Origin of the sequence: Pseudomonas sp. (genome assembly GCF_030147005.1) — a bacterium.
Lineage (GTDB): Bacteria > Pseudomonadota > Gammaproteobacteria > Pseudomonadales > Pseudomonadaceae > Aquipseudomonas.
This window is the reverse complement of the sequence record NZ_JASLAW010000144.1, coordinates 41,208-55,570: the sequence shown is the minus strand read 5'-3', so window position 1 is coordinate 55,570 and position 14,363 is coordinate 41,208. Positions and strand designations below refer to the sequence as shown.

Here is a 14,363-nt window from a genome sequence, read left to right as displayed (position 1 = left end):
AAAGCCATAGGTAGTATCGGTATTACGGGTTATCGTATTTGCCCCAAAGAGACTCTGGGCAGCCGCAAAATCGTCCATCATCGGAGCCGCAGGACTGCGCCAGCCAAAGAAGTGCCCCGGCAGACGGGTTTCTTCCCAATAACTCATGACACTGCGAGCTTTGGTGTCCTGCGCATATTCAGCAGACCGGTCGTAATTGAAGCCCCCGCCATCGTATGCGCCCGGATGACTCAGCCCCAGGGTATGCCCCAATTCATGGATCAACAAACCCAGGAAGTGGCTGCCCATCGCCGGGGTTTGCGCACCACTTGTGCCTATATTGGCCTGGACGTTCGAGAAATACTTGTTCGGCAGCCCCGCCCAGCCTGACATTCCAGACGTTCCCCTGATACTGATCGTGCCATCAGTGTTTGAGCCATTTTCAACAAATTCGATGTTGGCAACATCCGCCCAGTATTGCAGCGCTTGCCTGGCTCGCTCTTTCTGAGCCGCATTAAAACCTCCGGAAAAATTAAAACCAACGACAATTTTTCCATCGTTATTAAGATCATGAAACTGGGAGCCGGTCCGCGTAATGTGCTTCGCCGCCTGGTCCGTAGTGAACGACTTTTTATTATTCGCCCATTGAAGAACCTCGTTATCAACGGGTGATAATCCAGCGTGTGGGTTGTCCGGGAAATGCGCGCGGGAAGAATGTTGTATAGGGATGTGCATGGTGCATTGATACTCTGAACAGTGAAAAGTGACCCGTCCATGCATATGAATTACCGATACCGACTTATCCGTTGTCAGCCCGATAAAAATCCCATATTGAGAACATCTTCACCATCGCTATTTCTTTGCTATAAAACGCTATAAACACAACAGCAAAAAATTCGTACACGTTAGATTTAACTCGACATATCCGCACATATCAACGGCCATAAGCGCTTGACAGTAAAAAAGAAAAACCGCGCAAACACTTAACTTCATTCGATCAAGATATTACTTCAAAACATCAAGAAACTCAGTCAAACACGCAAGAAAAAAAAAGCTCAACGCTGTGGCTTTTATCTGATCTCAAACATGACCAAGCCCTACACGATGTGTTTGTCCCAACCTACCGCGGCATATGTTGAGTCACTCGCGACGACGCCCCAACATGCTCGCAGCCATACACCGTGACACGCTGCGCATGACTTTGCCCGGCAGTGTCAGGCGCGTACCGAGTGCCCGTGGTCCAGACAGCACAGCAGGCGCTCGACGGTATGCTCCAACGGGCCGGAGTTATCCAGCACGAACAACCCCGCGCCATTACCGCTAATGAGCTCGGCGGTGAACCGCGCGTTGCGCGCCAGGCGCTCTTCGATGTCCGCCAACGACTCACGTGCGCGTGCGATCAAACGCTGGCGCAACACTGCTTGATCCACCGTCAGCAATAGCACCAGCAACGTCGGGTAACGCTCACGGGTCTGTGCCAAGTGGGCGCGGGAGCCATTGACCAGCACGTCTTCCCCGGCCGCCAGCCACTCGTCAATCTGTTTCGGGATGCCGTAGGACAACCCGTTAGCCTGCCAACTGAGGGCAAATGCGCCTTGCGCCTGCATCGCCGCGAACTGCGCCGGGCTCACGCCTTGGGCCGCTTCGCCCACCGCCTCCGGCGAACGCGTGATAACGCGGCGCACAATTCGGCAGCCACGTTCGCTCAGCCGTGGACGTGCGGCGTCCAGCAGGCTGTCCTTGCCCGAACCCGATGGCCCGATGAGATAGATCAACCTGCCTGCCATCACACCACTCTCTTTGCTTGTTTTCGCACTTGTTGGCCCACTGTGCCCGTATGCCGGTAAAACAAAGTATATCCAGCGATCACTCGGCAGCCAGGCCGGCGGGGGTCACCTTACCGGTAAAGCGTGGGCCATGACAGATGTAGATGGATGCGCTGCCCGCTGGGCTGCGAAGAGGCCCCACAACCGGCTGGCGCGGCCCTTCAGGTCAACCGAGGGTGACTGAATTGGGACTGCTGCGCAGCCCAGCGGGAGCAAGCTCCCTCGCCACGGGTCATGCGGCGCAATGCGGGTTCCAGACAGGAACTTCCTACGACCTGCGTGGTTGGCAGTTGTTATAAGGCACCGTTAGCCCCTCGCAGTCGCTGCTCATCAGCGATCAGGCTTGGTCGCCTGGGTCAGAATGGCGCACCGCGCCGCGCAAGCGGCATTGTTGTGTTCGCGTTATGGCGAGCTGTGCGCGGGAGGGCTTAGGGCCCTGGCGGGTTTCCATTCTCTGGTCGACCATCCTGCGTACAGTTCGCCACCCTTCTGCTTGGTCGCGGATGTGGTGAGCTCCAACTGAATGGAGATTGACCGCACGAAAAAAATTACGCCAAATCCCCCATCACCCGGCTCGGATGACATCTCACAAACCCCGCCCAACCTCATCTTCACTTTCCGCTCCGGCCTCAGTGCCGAAGCGGCGTTGAGCAATGCCAGCGAGATGCTGGAATCGGCCACTGTCTGTGCGTACGACTGCGCCGAGCATCTGGATGGCACAGGCCGCAAGCAGGTGCTGGCGGTCGTGCAGATGATGGAAATTGCGCACCTGTTGGTGGATGAAGCGTTGAACCGGCAGTGCCCTGTCGCCTGATAAGGCGTTGAACCGGCCGTGCCCTGTCGTCTGATAAGGCGGTGAACCGGCCGTGCCCTGGCGCCTGATAATGCGGTGAACCGGCAGTGCCCTGTCGCCTGATAATGCGGTGATTCGGCCGTGCCCTGTCGTCTGATAATGCGGTGATCCCCTGTGGGAGCGGGCTTGCTCGCGAATGCGGCGTGTCAGCCAAAGATGCTCGGAATGATTCACCGCATTCGCGAACAAGCCCGCTCCCTCATTTGATCTCCAGTGTTTTGGGAATACATTTCAAGGCCATTAACCAAGGCCATTAAAAAGGCGACCCTCGGGTCGCCTTTTGTCATTGCGCGTACTGCTTGCTCAACCCAGGCGGTACGCCCTGCACGTTGGTTTCTTCCCATGGCCCATTGGGGCTGATGGAGCGGCTCCAGCCGTTGCTCCAGCGGTAATAGGTGCGCTGGCGGTAGAAGGTGTCGGGCTGGTCGTCGAGCACGTAAACCTGCATCTTGCCGTCCCAGTGGCTGGCGGCGCCTGGTGGTGGGGCGAAGGTCGGCGATTTGCTCGGCAGCGGCTTTGGCGGCGGGGTGACCGGGCCGGAGGGTTTGGTGCTGGGCTGGGTCGACGGGCCCGACGGTGGGATGGTCGGGCCGGTGGGCCCTGGAGGTGGCCGGTGGACCGCACAGGCACTCAGGCCTAATACGAGGCTGAGCAGGGTCATACGTGCAAATGCGGTCATGGGCGTTTTTCCTCGAATTACTTATCCGGACTGTCGATGGTCAGTTGCTGCAGCGCAGTGGTGCTGCTGGCCAGGGGTTGGCTGCGGCCGATCCACTCGCCGGTGGTCGGAAGACCTGCCCGGGATATGCGCGCAACCAGTTGGACTTCAGGGAAGTTGGACAGTTTCAACTGCGGCATCATCGCGTCGGCATCACCCAGTTCAACGGTGACCGGCAGTTCGGCAACCGTGACGCGCTTGGCCGCGAGCGGTGCAGGCGGGCCGCCGACGGCGCGGGCAAAGATGAACACGCTGTCGCCTGGCAGGGCCTTGGCTTTGACCTCGGCAGACAGGTCCACGCGCACTTTCAGCACGGCCTTTTGCGCGACAGTGCCGCCGCTTTCTTTGAGCTTTTCCGCAGCACGATCAATACCGCCTTGCAGCGCAACACGGGAATTGTCTTCGGGTGGCAGTTGCGCCAGCAGACGATTCCAGTAATCGATAGCCTCCTGGTAGCGCTGGCCTTCGAATGCGGCGATACCGAGCAGGCCGAGGCTGGTGACTTCCTTTGGATCGAGCTTCAAGGCTTCGTCGGTCAGCGCCTGAATCTTGGGTGACCACTGTTTGTTGTCGGCAAAATACTGCGCCTGGGCCCACTGGCCGAGCAGCTCGGGCTGGCGACCGGCCAGGGCCACGGTGCGTTCGAAGACCCTGGCGGCATCCAAGGGACGGTCCTGCGCCATATACGCACGACCGAGAAAGTACAGACCTTCGGCCGAATCCGGCTGGGCCGCGGCGGCGCGTTCCAGGCGCCGGGTCATGTCTTGCATGGACACCGGTGGCTGGGAGAATTCGCGGGTCAGTTCGACTTTGTCGCTGGCGCCGAAGTGCAGATACAGGCCAAGGCCCAGCACCGGGACCAGCACGGCGGCGAGCAGTGGCAGCGGTTTACCCAGGCGTGATTCGCGGGGCTTTTCCACGCCCTCGGTATCGGCCAGCAACTCACGCGCCGCTTCGGCGCGGCCGGTGTCGAGTTGCGCGGCATTCAGTACGCCTTCGTCCTGCTGCACTTGCAGTTCGGCGACGCGTTCCTGGTACAGCGCCACGTTCAGCGCGGTGCGATCCTCTTCACGCTGGGCACGACGGCCACGCAGCACAGGGATCAACAGGAAACTCAGGGCAATCAACAGCAGCAGGCCGGCTGCGAGCCAGAAATCAATCATCAGTCTTGGTGTCCAGCAATTGGGCGAGGCGTTTACGCTCTTCAGGGGACAGCTCGTCGGAGCCATCGGCGGGCGCGGCGCGGCGGCGGCGCACAATCACGGCCATGACCACCACGCCAGCCAGCAACAGCCCGGCGGGGCCGAACCAGAGCAGCGCGGTCTTGCCGGTAAGGGCCGGTTTGTAGCGCACGAAATCACCGTAGCGGTCGACCATGAAGTCGATGATCTGCTGGTTGTCCTTGCCCTCCCCCAGCATGCGGAAGATTTCCTTGCGCAAGTCGGCGGCGATGGGCGCGTTGGAGTCGGCGATGTCCTGGTTCTGGCATTTGGGGCAGCGCAGTTCCTTGGTCAGCTCGCGAAAACGCTCGCGGTCACCGTCGTTGGCAAATTCATAGGTGTCGATGGCGGCGTGGGCCACCCCGGCCAGCCCCAGTGTCAGGACCGCCGCAGCTAACAGGCGCTTCATGGCTTGGCCTCATCGACCAGGGCCTGGTATTTGGCCGCCAATTGCTCGCGCCACACCCCTTCGTCGATCACGCCCACGTACTTGTCACGGATCACGCCCTTGGCATCGATGAAGAAGGTTTCAGGAGCGCCGTACACGCCAAGGTTCAGGCCGAGATTGCCGTCCTCGTCGCGAATATCCAGTTGGTAGGGGTTGTGGAATTCGGCCAACCACTTCAAGGCTGCTGCATTGTCGTCCTTGTAGTTGATGCCGTAGATCACCACCCCTTTCTCGGCTAATTTGTTCAGTACCGGGTGTTCGACGCGGCAGGAGATGCACCAGGTGCCCCACACGTTGACCAGCGCCGGTTTGCCCAGCAAGTCGGCGCGCGTCAGGGCTCTGTCGCCCTGCACGTTGGGCAGCGAAAATTCCGGGAACGGCTTGCCGATCATGGCCGACGGCAACTCGGCCGGGTCCAGGTACAAGCCGCGATAGAGGAACACCGCCACCACCAGGAACGCTGCCAGCGGCAATACCATCAACCAACGCTTCATACTGCCGCTCCCATGCCGAGGGCTTCACGCACCCGGCTCTTGACCTTGACCCGATACCGGCGGTCCAGCGCTGCGAGCAAACCACCGAAGCCTGTCAACAAACCGCCAAACCAGATCCAGCGCACGAACGGTTTCACATGCACGCGCACCGCCCAGGCGCCGTCGCCCAGTGGTTCACCGAGGGCCACGTAGAGATCACGGGTGAAACCTGCGTCGATGCCGGCTTCGGTCATCATCGAGCTTTGCACGGTGTACAAGCGTTTTTCCGGGTGCAGCACGGCGATTTCCTTACCGTTGCGCACCACGCGTACGGTGCCTTTGTCGGAGGTAAAGTTGGGGCCTTCAAAGTGCCTGGCCCCTTCGAAGATAAACTGATAACCGCCCAGGTCCATGGACTCGCCGGGGGCCAGGCGCAGGTCGCGCTCGGCGCTGTTCTGGCTCGAGAGCACCACGCCCAAGGCGCAAATGGCGATGCCGATATGGGCGACCTGCATGCCCCAGTAGCTGCGGGTCAATGTCGGCAGGCCTTTGATCAGGCCTTTGTGGCGGGTCTTGTCGGCGATGTCACGCACGCCGGCCAGCAACACCCAGCCAGCGAGCAGGAAGGTGGCGAGCACCGCCCAGTTGAAGTCGCCGTAGGCAACCCCGGCGATCACGGCCAGGGCCACACTGCCCAGCAACACCGGCATCAGCATGCCGGCCAGCCATTTCACCGGGGTGTCTTTCCAGCGCACCAGCACACCGATGCCCATCACCACCATCAACAGGCCCATCAACGGAATGAACAATGCGTTGAAGTACGGCGGGCCGACGGACAGCTTGGCACCGCTCAGGGCGTCCAGCACCAAGGGGTACAGGGTGCCGAGCAGGATCATCGACGCGGCCACCACCAGTACCAGGTTGTTACCGAGCAGCAAGGTTTCCCGCGACCACAGGTTAAACCCGACCTGGCTCTTGACCACCGGCGCGCGCAGGGCGAACAGCGTGAGCGAACCACCGACCACAAACAGCAGGAAGATCAGGATGAACACGCCGCGCGCAGGGTCCGAAGCAAACGCATGCACCGACGTCAGCACGCCCGAGCGCACGAGGAACGTACCGAGCAGGCTGAGGGAAAATGCCGCGATGGCCAGCAGCACGGTCCAGCTCTTGAACACGCCACGTTTTTCGGTGACGGCCAGCGAGTGAATCAGCGCGGTGCCGACCAGCCACGGCATGAAGGAAGCGTTTTCCACCGGGTCCCAGAACCACCAGCCGCCCCAGCCGAGTTCGTAGTAGGCCCACCACGAACCCAGCGTGATGCCGATACCCAGGAAGGCCCAGGCGACGATGGTCCATGGTCGCGACCAGCGCGCCCAGGCCGCGTCGAGGCGCCCACCGAGCAAAGCGGCGATAGCGAAGGCGAAGGCCACGGAGAAGCCGACGTAACCCATGTACAGCATCGGCGGGTGCACGATCAGGCCGATGTCTTGCAGCAGTGGGTTGAGGTCATGCCCGTCTACGGGGATTTGCGGCAGGATGCGGCTGAACGGGTTCGACGTCATGATCAGGAACAGCAGGAAACCGATGCTGATCATGCCCATCACCGCCAGCACCCGCGCCAGCATCACTTGTGGCAACTGGCGCGAGAACACCGACACGGCGAAGGTCCAGCCGCCGAGGATCAACGCCCACAACAGCAACGACCCTTCGTGGGCGCCCCACACGGCGCTGAACTTGTAGTACCAGGGCAGCGCGCTGTTGGAGTTGTTGGCGACGTAGGCGACGGAAAAGTCGTCGGTCATGAAGGCGTAGGTCAGGCAACCGAAGGCGAACAGCAGGAACGCGAACTGGCCCCACGCGGCCGGCTGCGCCAGGCTCATCCACAGGCGGTCGCCGCGCCAGGCACCGAGCAAGGGCACCACGGCCTGGACGATAGCGAAGCACAGGGCGAGGATCATCGCCAACTGGCCCAGCTCTGGAATAAACAGTGCAGACGTCATCGCTTAGCCCTCCTTGGCAGGCGTTGAAATTGCGCCAGGCGCGGGTTGGCCGCTGTCTTTCAACGCTTTGGTGACTTCCGGCGGCATGTATTTTTCATCGTGCTTGGCCAGCACTTCATCGGCCACCACCACGCCATTGGCGTTGAGTTTGCCCAGGGCGACGATGCCCTGGCCTTCGCGGAACAGGTCCGGGAGAATGCCACGGTAGGTGATAGTTACGGATTTGCTGAAGTCGGTGACGACGAAGCTCACGTCCAGAGAGTCGCCGGAACGCTTCAAGGAGCCCTTCTCCACCATGCCGCCGGCGCGAATCCGCGTATCGACAGGCGCTTCGCCATTGGCGATCTGGGTCGGGGTGTAGAACAGGTTGATGTTCTGCTGCAGGGCACTCAAGGCCAGGCCCACGGCGAGGCCGACGCCGGCCAGGATGGCAAGGATGATCAACAGACGTTTTCTGCGCAACGGATTCACTTATCGGTCTCCCGGCGCAGACGACGCGCCTCTTGTTGCAGGTAACGCTTGCGCGCCAGGAGCGGCACGGCGACGTTGAGGGCCAGCACCGTCAGGCAGATGCCATAGGCTGTCCAGACATACAGGCCGTGGCGGCCCATGGCGAGAAAATCGCTGAATGACGCAAAACTCATGCGTGCGCTCCCAGGCTGGCTTGAATTTCGGCCTTGACCCAACTGGCCCGCGCTTCACGCTTGAGCACTTCAAGGCGCATGCGCAGCACCAGCACGGCGCCGAAGAAGCAGTAGAAGCCCAGCACCATCAGCAGCAACGGCGCCCACATTTGCACCGGCATCGCCGGCTTTTCAGTGAGGGTGAAGGTGGCGCCCTGGTGCAGGGTGTTCCACCACTGCACTGAGTATTTGATGATCGGGATGTTGATCACGCCGACAATCGCCAGCACCGCGCAGGCCTTGGCGGCGCTGTCACGATTGCTGATCGCATTGCCCAGGGCGATCAGGCCGAAGTACAGGAACAGCAGGATCAACATGGAGGTGAGTCGCGCATCCCACGCCCACCACGAACCCCAGGTGGGTTTGCCCCAGATCGCGCCGGTGACCAGCGCCACGGCGGTCATCCACGCACCGATGGGCGCGGCGCATTGCAGGGCCACGTCGGCAAGTTTCATCTTCCAGACCAGCCCGACGATGCCGCACACCGCCAGCATCACGTAGCAGGACTGCGCCAGCATGGCGGCGGGCACGTGGATATAGATGATGCGAAAGCTGTTGCCTTGCTGATAGTCCGGCGGCGCGAAGGCCAGGCCCCAGACCAGGCCGATGCCGATCAGCAATACGGCGGCGACGCTCAACCACGGCAGCAGCTTGCCGCTGATGCCATAAAACCATTTGGGCGAGCCGAGCTTGTGAAACCAGGTCCAGTTCATTGCTGTTTCTCACGGTTGCTTCTTGTCGCGGCAAGAAGCGTAGGGTCTTTACTGGCCAAGCGTGTTAAGCCTGACCAGACCTCATTATTCACCGACGCTGATTTTCAGGCCGGCCGCTATGGCAAAGGGTGTCAGGGTTACCGCCAGGGCGGCCAGGCTGCCAAGCCACAGGAGGTAACCGGTCACCGGCATACCCATCAGCGCAGCCTGCAAAGCGCCGCTGCCGAGGATCAAAACCGGGATATACAAAGGCAGAATCAGCAGGGCCAGTAACAGGCCACCGCGCTTCAAACCGACGGTCAACGCTGCGCCCACCGCCCCCAACAGGCTGAGCACCGGCGTACCGAGCAACAAGGACAGGAGCAACACCGGCAAGCATTCGATGGGCAAGCCCAGCATCAGCGCCAGCAGCGGTGAAAGCAAGACTAGCGCGAGGCCGGAAAAAGCCCAGTGTGCCAGCACTTTGGCCAGCACCAGAAGTGGCAAAGGGTGCGACGAAAGGACCCACTGTTCCAGGGAACCGTCTTCGAAATCACTGCGAAACAACCCGTCCAGCGAGAGCAGCACGGATAAAAGCGCCGCTACCCACACCAGTCCCGGAGACAAGGTTTGCAACAGTTTAGTCTCGGGACCGACCGCCAAGGGGAACAAGGCAATCACGATGGCAAAGAACACCAACGGGTTGGCCAGTTCTGCCGGGCGACGGCACAACAGCCGTGCTTCGCGGGCGACCAACAGGGCGAATACGCTCATGCCGCCCACCGTCCCAGGTCCAGCTCGCGGTAACCCGCGGGCAGGCGCGTCAGGGTGTGGTGGGTGGTGAGCAGCACCGTACCGCCCTGCTCACAGTGCATCGCCAAGTGCTCTTCAAGCTGGGCGACACCGTGTTTATCGAGCGCGGTAAAGGGTTCGTCGAGAATCCACAACGGCGGGCCCGGCAGGTACAAACGCGCCAGGGCCACGCGGCGCTGTTGGCCGGCGGACAGGGTGTGACAGGGAACGTCTTCAAACCCCTTCAGGCCCACGGCGGCCAGGGCCTGCCAAATAGCGTCGCGACTGGCGCGGTGATGCAGCGCGCTGAGCCAGCTGAGGTTTTCTTCTGCGGTGAGCACGTCCTTGATACCGGCGGCGTGGCCGATCCACACGAGGCTGCGCGCCAGTTCCGTGCGTTGCTCGGCGAGGGGCTTGCCGTTGAGGCGCACCACCCCGGCTGTCGGCTGCATCAGCCCGGCCAGCAAGCGCAACAGGCTGGTCTTGCCGCTGCCGTTGGGGCCGCTGACCTGCACCATGTCGCCGCCCGCCAGGCGCAGGTCGAGGTGCTCGAACAGCAGGCGCAGGTCGCGTTCACAGGAGAGCGCTACGGCTTCAAGAAGAGGGCTGGTCAAAGATCGCGGGCCTTTACGGTTCAAGTCGGCGGTGCAGCGGCCGTTATAAAGAAATGCACAATAACGGCTTTGGCGACCGATTTTAGAGAGCTGGATCAAATAGTTGTGAGGTTTTTAACGCTCTCTTTGCAGACGGGCGGCATTATACATGCGATGCCCTACTCTAAAGAGGGCAATTTCCCCAGAGACGACACGCACGATGACCGGTGAGATCAACCTTCCTACCCTGCCTGCAACCGCGACGCCGGGCCCTGCCCCGGTGCAGGCGGCCGGTGAGCTGCTCAAGCTGCTGGAGCCGCAGACCGGGTTGATCGCGCCCGGAAAAACCGTAAACGCCGAGGTGATCGCGCTTAAACAAGGCGGCGAAGCGTTTCAACTACTGTTGAAATTGACGCTCGATGGCGGCCGCCAGACGCTGGTGCAAGCCAGCAGCGCCCAGCCGTTGCCGTTGGGCAGCAACGTGGCCGTGGGCCAGACGCCGGCGGGTAACCTGACCCTCTCGCTGCAGCAGGCGTTGAGTGCCAATGTCGCTGCCCTCACCCGCATCGACACCACACAAATGCCGGTGGGCACGCTGCTGCAAGCCAAGGTACTGACCACCCAGATGCTGCCTCAGGGCACCGCGCAGCCGGCGGTCTATCGCTCGCTGGTGAGCGTGCTCAATACCGCCATGGTCAGCGCGACCCTCACCGTGGAAAGCCCTCAACCGTTAAGGGTTGGCAGCTTGCTCAGCGCGGTGGTGCAGGACACGCAAACGCTGAGCTTTGTGCCGTTGAGCGGGCTGAAGGACCAATTGGCCGTCGCGCAGCAACTCTCGACCCAGCAAAGTCGCCAAGGTTCGCTGGACGCGGTGTTCAGCGCTTTGCAAAACCTGCCGCGTGGCGACAGCACCTCCGCCGACCTGCGTGCGGCGGCCGAGCGTTTACTGGCGGCTTTGCCCGACCTGGCGCAAGTCAGCAACCCCAAGGTGTTGTCGCAGCTGGTGCAGAACAGCGGGGCATTTCTGGAAGCCAAGTTACTCGCCGGGCAGAACCCGCAAATACCACCGCTGGACATGAAGGGAGCGCTGTTGCGCCTGGTCGCGGACCTGCTGCCCGCCCTGCCCGCCAGCACCAACCTGAATGCCATCCTTGCCGCCAATACGCTGGCCCAGGTGTTGCCGAACTTCGTGCGCAGCCCGTTAGGCACCCTCGGCCAGGTCGGTGCGCGTCAGACGCCCGCGAGCTTCCCGCTGCCCGAGCGGCTCATGGCCAAACTGGAAGGCGAAGGCGACCTGGAAAACCTCCTGCGCCTGGCCGCCGGGGCGATCGCTCGATTACAGAGCCATCAGCTGTCGAGCCTGGAACAAACCGGCACTACCGCCGACGGTCGCCTGCAAACCACCTGGCAACTGGAAATCCCCATGCGCAACCTGCAGGACATCGTACCGCTGCAGGTGAAGTTCCAGCGCGAGGAGCCGGCGCCGGACAAGGAGCAGCCCGAACGCAAAGACCGCAAAGACCCCAAGCACATGCTTTGGCGCGTGGAGCTGGCGTTCGATATGGAGCCTTTGGGGCCGTTGCAGGTACAGGCACAGCTGACACAGGGCAAACTCTCCAGCCAGTTGTGGGCGACCCGCGCCTTCACCGCCAGCCTGATCGAAAACCACTTGGGCAGCCTGCGCGAGCGCCTGGTTGCGTCAGGGCTCGACGTCGGCGACCTGAATTGCCACCTCGGCACCCCGCCGCGCGGGCCAAAAACCGGACTGGAACAACGCTGGGTGGATGAAACCGCATGAAGAACGCAACCCCTCCCCGCCAGGCGATTGCCCTCAAGTACGACGGCCAACAAGCGCCCACCCTGACCGCCAAGGGCGACGAGGCCCTGGCTGAGGCCATCCTCAAGCTGGCGCGGGAAAATGAAGTGCCCATCTATGAAAACGCCGAGCTGGTGAAGCTGCTGGCGCGTATGGAACTGGGAGACAGTATTCCAGAGGAGCTGTACCGCACCATCGCCGAAATCATCGCGTTTGCCTGGACATTGAAAGGCAAGTTCCCGGTGGGCTATGACCCCGATGCGGGGCCGGTTGAGCGGGATGTGACTGAGCGCGGTGACGATTACTGATGCTCACAGGCACATGAGGGCGCGGGGCATCCGTTAGCTATGGGTGGGCCGCCCGGCCGCAGCGGGAGCAAGCTCCCTCGCCACAGGTCAGTGTTACACCCCAATCTTGTGTAGATACCTGTGGCTATCGCAGCTAGCCAGTTCCCACCGTTTTTAGAACGGTCAGTTCAGGACTTCGCTCAAGGGAATGAAAGTGACCCGGTCGCCGACGGCCAAGGTGGTCCCTTCCAGCACTTCTACAAACCCTTCAGCCCACGCCGCGCTGCGCAGCACGCCGGAGCTCTGGTTGTGGTAGATGATCGCCTTGCCCTGCTCGATGCGCCCGCGCAGGTACTCGCGACGGTTACCGGGCCTGGCCCAGACGAACCCGGCCGGCACTTCGAAGCGCAGTGGTTGCACATCCTCCACACCTTGACGACGCAGCAAGTAAGGCCGAGCCAACAACGCGAACGTCACCAGGGTCGACGCGGGGTTACCGGGCAAGCCGATCACCGGCACACCACGAAAATGCCCGAAGGTCAGCGGCTTGCCCGGTTTGATCGCCAGTTTCCACAGCGCCAGCTCACCCTCTTCACGCAGGGCAATGCCCAGGAAATCCGCCTCGCCCACCGACACGCCGCCTGTGGACAGGATCAAGTCGACGCCGCCCAGATCGGCCAACCGCGTGCGGGTCTGTTCCAGGTCGTCCGGCAGGATGCCGGCATCGATCACTTCACAGCCCATTCGCGTCAGCCAACTGCACAGCACGCGGCGGTTGCTGTTGTAGATCTGGCCCGGCCCCAGTGGCAATCCAGGCTCGATCAGTTCATCACCGGTCGACAGCACCGCCACCCGCACACGGCGCACCACGGGCAAGCAGTCCTGGCCGAGGGAGGCGGCCAGGCCCAACTCGATGGGACCCAGACGCGTGCCCGCGGACAACACCAACTCGCCGACCGTGGTTTCCTGGCCTTGAGGGCGGATATTCTGGCCCGCGCGCAACGGCTCGCTGAAACTCACGCGCTCATCAATGTGAATGACCGCGTTTTCCTGCATTTCCACGCAGTCGGCGCCTTGGGGCACCGGCGCGCCAGTAAAGATGCGCGCACAGGTGCCGGGCACCAGCGGCTCAGGCGCAATGCCGGCGAAAATACGTTGGCTGACCGGCAAGGGCTTGCCGGCCCAGTCCGCCACGCGCAGGGCGTAGCCGTCCATGGCACTGTTGGGCCAGGGCGGCAGGTCGAGGGTGGAGACCAGCTCTTGTGCCAATACACGGCCATCGCATTCGGCCAGTGGCACGACGTCGCGCGCCCGGATCGGCGCGGCGTCGGCCATTTCCAGCAAACGCTGCAAGGCTGTTTCCACCGGCATCAAGGCGCCGGTCTTGCCGGGCTTATCCACGGGATTCACAGGGCTCGGCCTGCTTCAGGTGGGGTACGAAATTGCACGGCCGGTGACGGTTGTCCAACTGTTCCGCCAGGATGCCGTCCCAACCGGTACGCACGGCATTGGTGGAGCCCGGCAGGCAGCACACCAGCGTGCCATTGGCCAGGCCGGCCAGGGCGCGGGATTGAACCGTGGAAGTGCCGATATCGGCTACGGATATCTGGCGGAACAGTTCGCCAAACCCATCGACCTGCTTGTCCAACAGGCAACTCACCGCCTCGGGCGTGCTGTCGCGGCCGGTGAAGCCGGTGCCGCCGGTGATCAGCACGACCTGAACCACATCCTCGGCGATCCAATGAGCGACCTGGGCGCGAATTTTGTAGAGATCGTCCTTGAGCAGCACACGTTCGGCCAGGTTGTGGCCGGCGGCAGTCAGGCGGTCGACGAAGACCTGGCCCGACGTGTCGGTGTCCAGGGTACGGGTGTCGCTGACGGTCAACACAGCGATATTCAGAGGTACGAAGGGCGCATCAGCCTTGGCTTTCATGGCACGGTCCGGTTGTCGAAGGAACAGCCCGGTGTTATATCACAGGC

Annotated in this window: 17 protein-coding genes; 3 read left to right on the top strand and 14 right to left on the bottom strand. The window is 62.0% G+C overall.

Translation table 11 applies throughout. The features are described from left to right. On the bottom strand, window positions 1-714 hold a 714-nt coding region (locus Q1V60_RS13570; protein ID WP_300631136.1), incomplete at its 3' end, for a M57 family metalloprotease. Between the two features lie 479 nt (window positions 715-1,193). Next, window positions 1,194-1,766 carry a phosphonate metabolism protein/1,5-bisphosphokinase (PRPP-forming) PhnN gene (phnN, locus tag Q1V60_RS13565; protein WP_300631134.1) on the bottom strand — a complete coding sequence of 191 codons (573 nt, stop codon included), beginning with the start codon at window positions 1,764-1,766 and terminating at the stop codon, window positions 1,194-1,196. Between the two features lie 562 nt (window positions 1,767-2,328). Between phnN and Q1V60_RS13560 the strand changes: the two genes are divergently transcribed. Beyond that, window positions 2,329-2,619, top strand: coding sequence for a DUF3077 domain-containing protein (locus Q1V60_RS13560; protein WP_300631132.1), 291 nt, complete (start codon window positions 2,329-2,331; stop codon window positions 2,617-2,619). Window positions 2,620-2,941: 322 nt separating this feature from the next. On the opposite strand, the gene Q1V60_RS13555 is transcribed toward Q1V60_RS13560, so the two are convergent. From Q1V60_RS13555 to ccmA, 10 genes are all read right to left on the bottom strand, one after another. Then, entirely contained in the window at window positions 2,942-3,337 is a 396-nt protein-coding gene (locus Q1V60_RS13555) for a hypothetical protein (protein WP_300631130.1), read from the bottom strand. Window positions 3,338-3,354: 17 nt separating this feature from the next. Then, entirely contained in the window at window positions 3,355-4,539 is a 1,185-nt protein-coding gene (gene ccmI, locus Q1V60_RS13550; RefSeq protein WP_300631128.1) for a c-type cytochrome biogenesis protein CcmI, read from the bottom strand. Next, complete coding sequence (locus Q1V60_RS13545; RefSeq protein WP_300631126.1) at window positions 4,532-5,005, bottom strand: cytochrome c-type biogenesis protein; 474 nt, start codon at window positions 5,003-5,005, stop codon at window positions 4,532-4,534. The genes ccmI and Q1V60_RS13545 overlap by 8 nt, the downstream gene beginning before the upstream one ends. After that, a complete protein-coding gene (locus Q1V60_RS13540; protein ID WP_300631124.1) occupies window positions 5,002-5,538 on the bottom strand; it encodes a DsbE family thiol:disulfide interchange protein in 537 nt (178 codons plus the stop codon). The genes Q1V60_RS13545 and Q1V60_RS13540 overlap by 4 nt, the downstream gene beginning before the upstream one ends. Beyond that, window positions 5,535-7,520 carry a heme lyase CcmF/NrfE family subunit gene (locus Q1V60_RS13535; RefSeq protein WP_300631122.1) on the bottom strand — a complete coding sequence of 662 codons (1,986 nt, stop codon included), beginning with the start codon at window positions 7,518-7,520 and terminating at the stop codon, window positions 5,535-5,537. Before Q1V60_RS13535 ends, Q1V60_RS13540 begins: the two co-directional genes overlap by 4 nt. Before the next feature lie 3 nt (window positions 7,521-7,523). Then, the gene (gene ccmE, locus Q1V60_RS13530) at window positions 7,524-7,991 is read right to left on the bottom strand and encodes a cytochrome c maturation protein CcmE (protein ID WP_300631120.1); all 468 of its coding nucleotides are present in this window, start codon (window positions 7,989-7,991) and stop codon (window positions 7,524-7,526) included. Next, complete coding sequence (gene ccmD / locus Q1V60_RS13525; protein ID WP_300631118.1) at window positions 7,988-8,164, bottom strand: heme exporter protein CcmD; 177 nt, start codon at window positions 8,162-8,164, stop codon at window positions 7,988-7,990. Before ccmD ends, ccmE begins: the two co-directional genes overlap by 4 nt. Then, window positions 8,161-8,916, bottom strand: a complete 756-nt coding sequence (locus Q1V60_RS13520) for a heme ABC transporter permease (RefSeq protein WP_300631116.1) — start codon at window positions 8,914-8,916, stop codon at window positions 8,161-8,163. The genes ccmD and Q1V60_RS13520 overlap by 4 nt, the downstream gene beginning before the upstream one ends. An 84-nt stretch (window positions 8,917-9,000) precedes the next feature. Then, window positions 9,001-9,669, bottom strand: a complete 669-nt coding sequence (ccmB, locus tag Q1V60_RS13515; RefSeq protein WP_300631114.1) for a heme exporter protein CcmB — start codon at window positions 9,667-9,669, stop codon at window positions 9,001-9,003. Then, the gene (ccmA, locus tag Q1V60_RS13510) at window positions 9,666-10,301 is read right to left on the bottom strand and encodes a cytochrome c biogenesis heme-transporting ATPase CcmA (RefSeq protein WP_300631112.1); all 636 of its coding nucleotides are present in this window, start codon (window positions 10,299-10,301) and stop codon (window positions 9,666-9,668) included. Before ccmA ends, ccmB begins: the two co-directional genes overlap by 4 nt. Before the next feature lie 199 nt (window positions 10,302-10,500). On the opposite strand from ccmA, the gene Q1V60_RS13505 reads away from it, so the two are divergent. Together Q1V60_RS13505 and Q1V60_RS13500 are read left to right on the top strand one after the other, a co-directional pair. Then, window positions 10,501-12,078, top strand: coding sequence for a flagellar hook-length control protein FliK (locus tag Q1V60_RS13505; RefSeq protein ID WP_300631110.1), 1,578 nt, complete (start codon window positions 10,501-10,503; stop codon window positions 12,076-12,078). Next, window positions 12,075-12,404, top strand: a complete 330-nt coding sequence (locus tag Q1V60_RS13500) for an EscU/YscU/HrcU family type III secretion system export apparatus switch protein (RefSeq protein WP_300631108.1) — start codon at window positions 12,075-12,077, stop codon at window positions 12,402-12,404. Before Q1V60_RS13505 ends, Q1V60_RS13500 begins: the two co-directional genes overlap by 4 nt. 162 nt (window positions 12,405-12,566) lie before the next feature. Here the strand turns inward: Q1V60_RS13500 and glp are convergent, their stop codons facing one another. Together glp and moaB are read right to left on the bottom strand one after the other, a co-directional pair. Further along, complete coding sequence (gene glp / locus Q1V60_RS13495; protein ID WP_300631106.1) at window positions 12,567-13,793, bottom strand: gephyrin-like molybdotransferase Glp; 1,227 nt, start codon at window positions 13,791-13,793, stop codon at window positions 12,567-12,569. Beyond that, entirely contained in the window at window positions 13,777-14,316 is a 540-nt protein-coding gene (gene moaB, locus Q1V60_RS13490; RefSeq protein WP_056857153.1) for a molybdenum cofactor biosynthesis protein B, read from the bottom strand. The genes glp and moaB overlap by 17 nt, the downstream gene beginning before the upstream one ends. Window positions 14,317-14,363 lie beyond the last annotated feature (47 nt).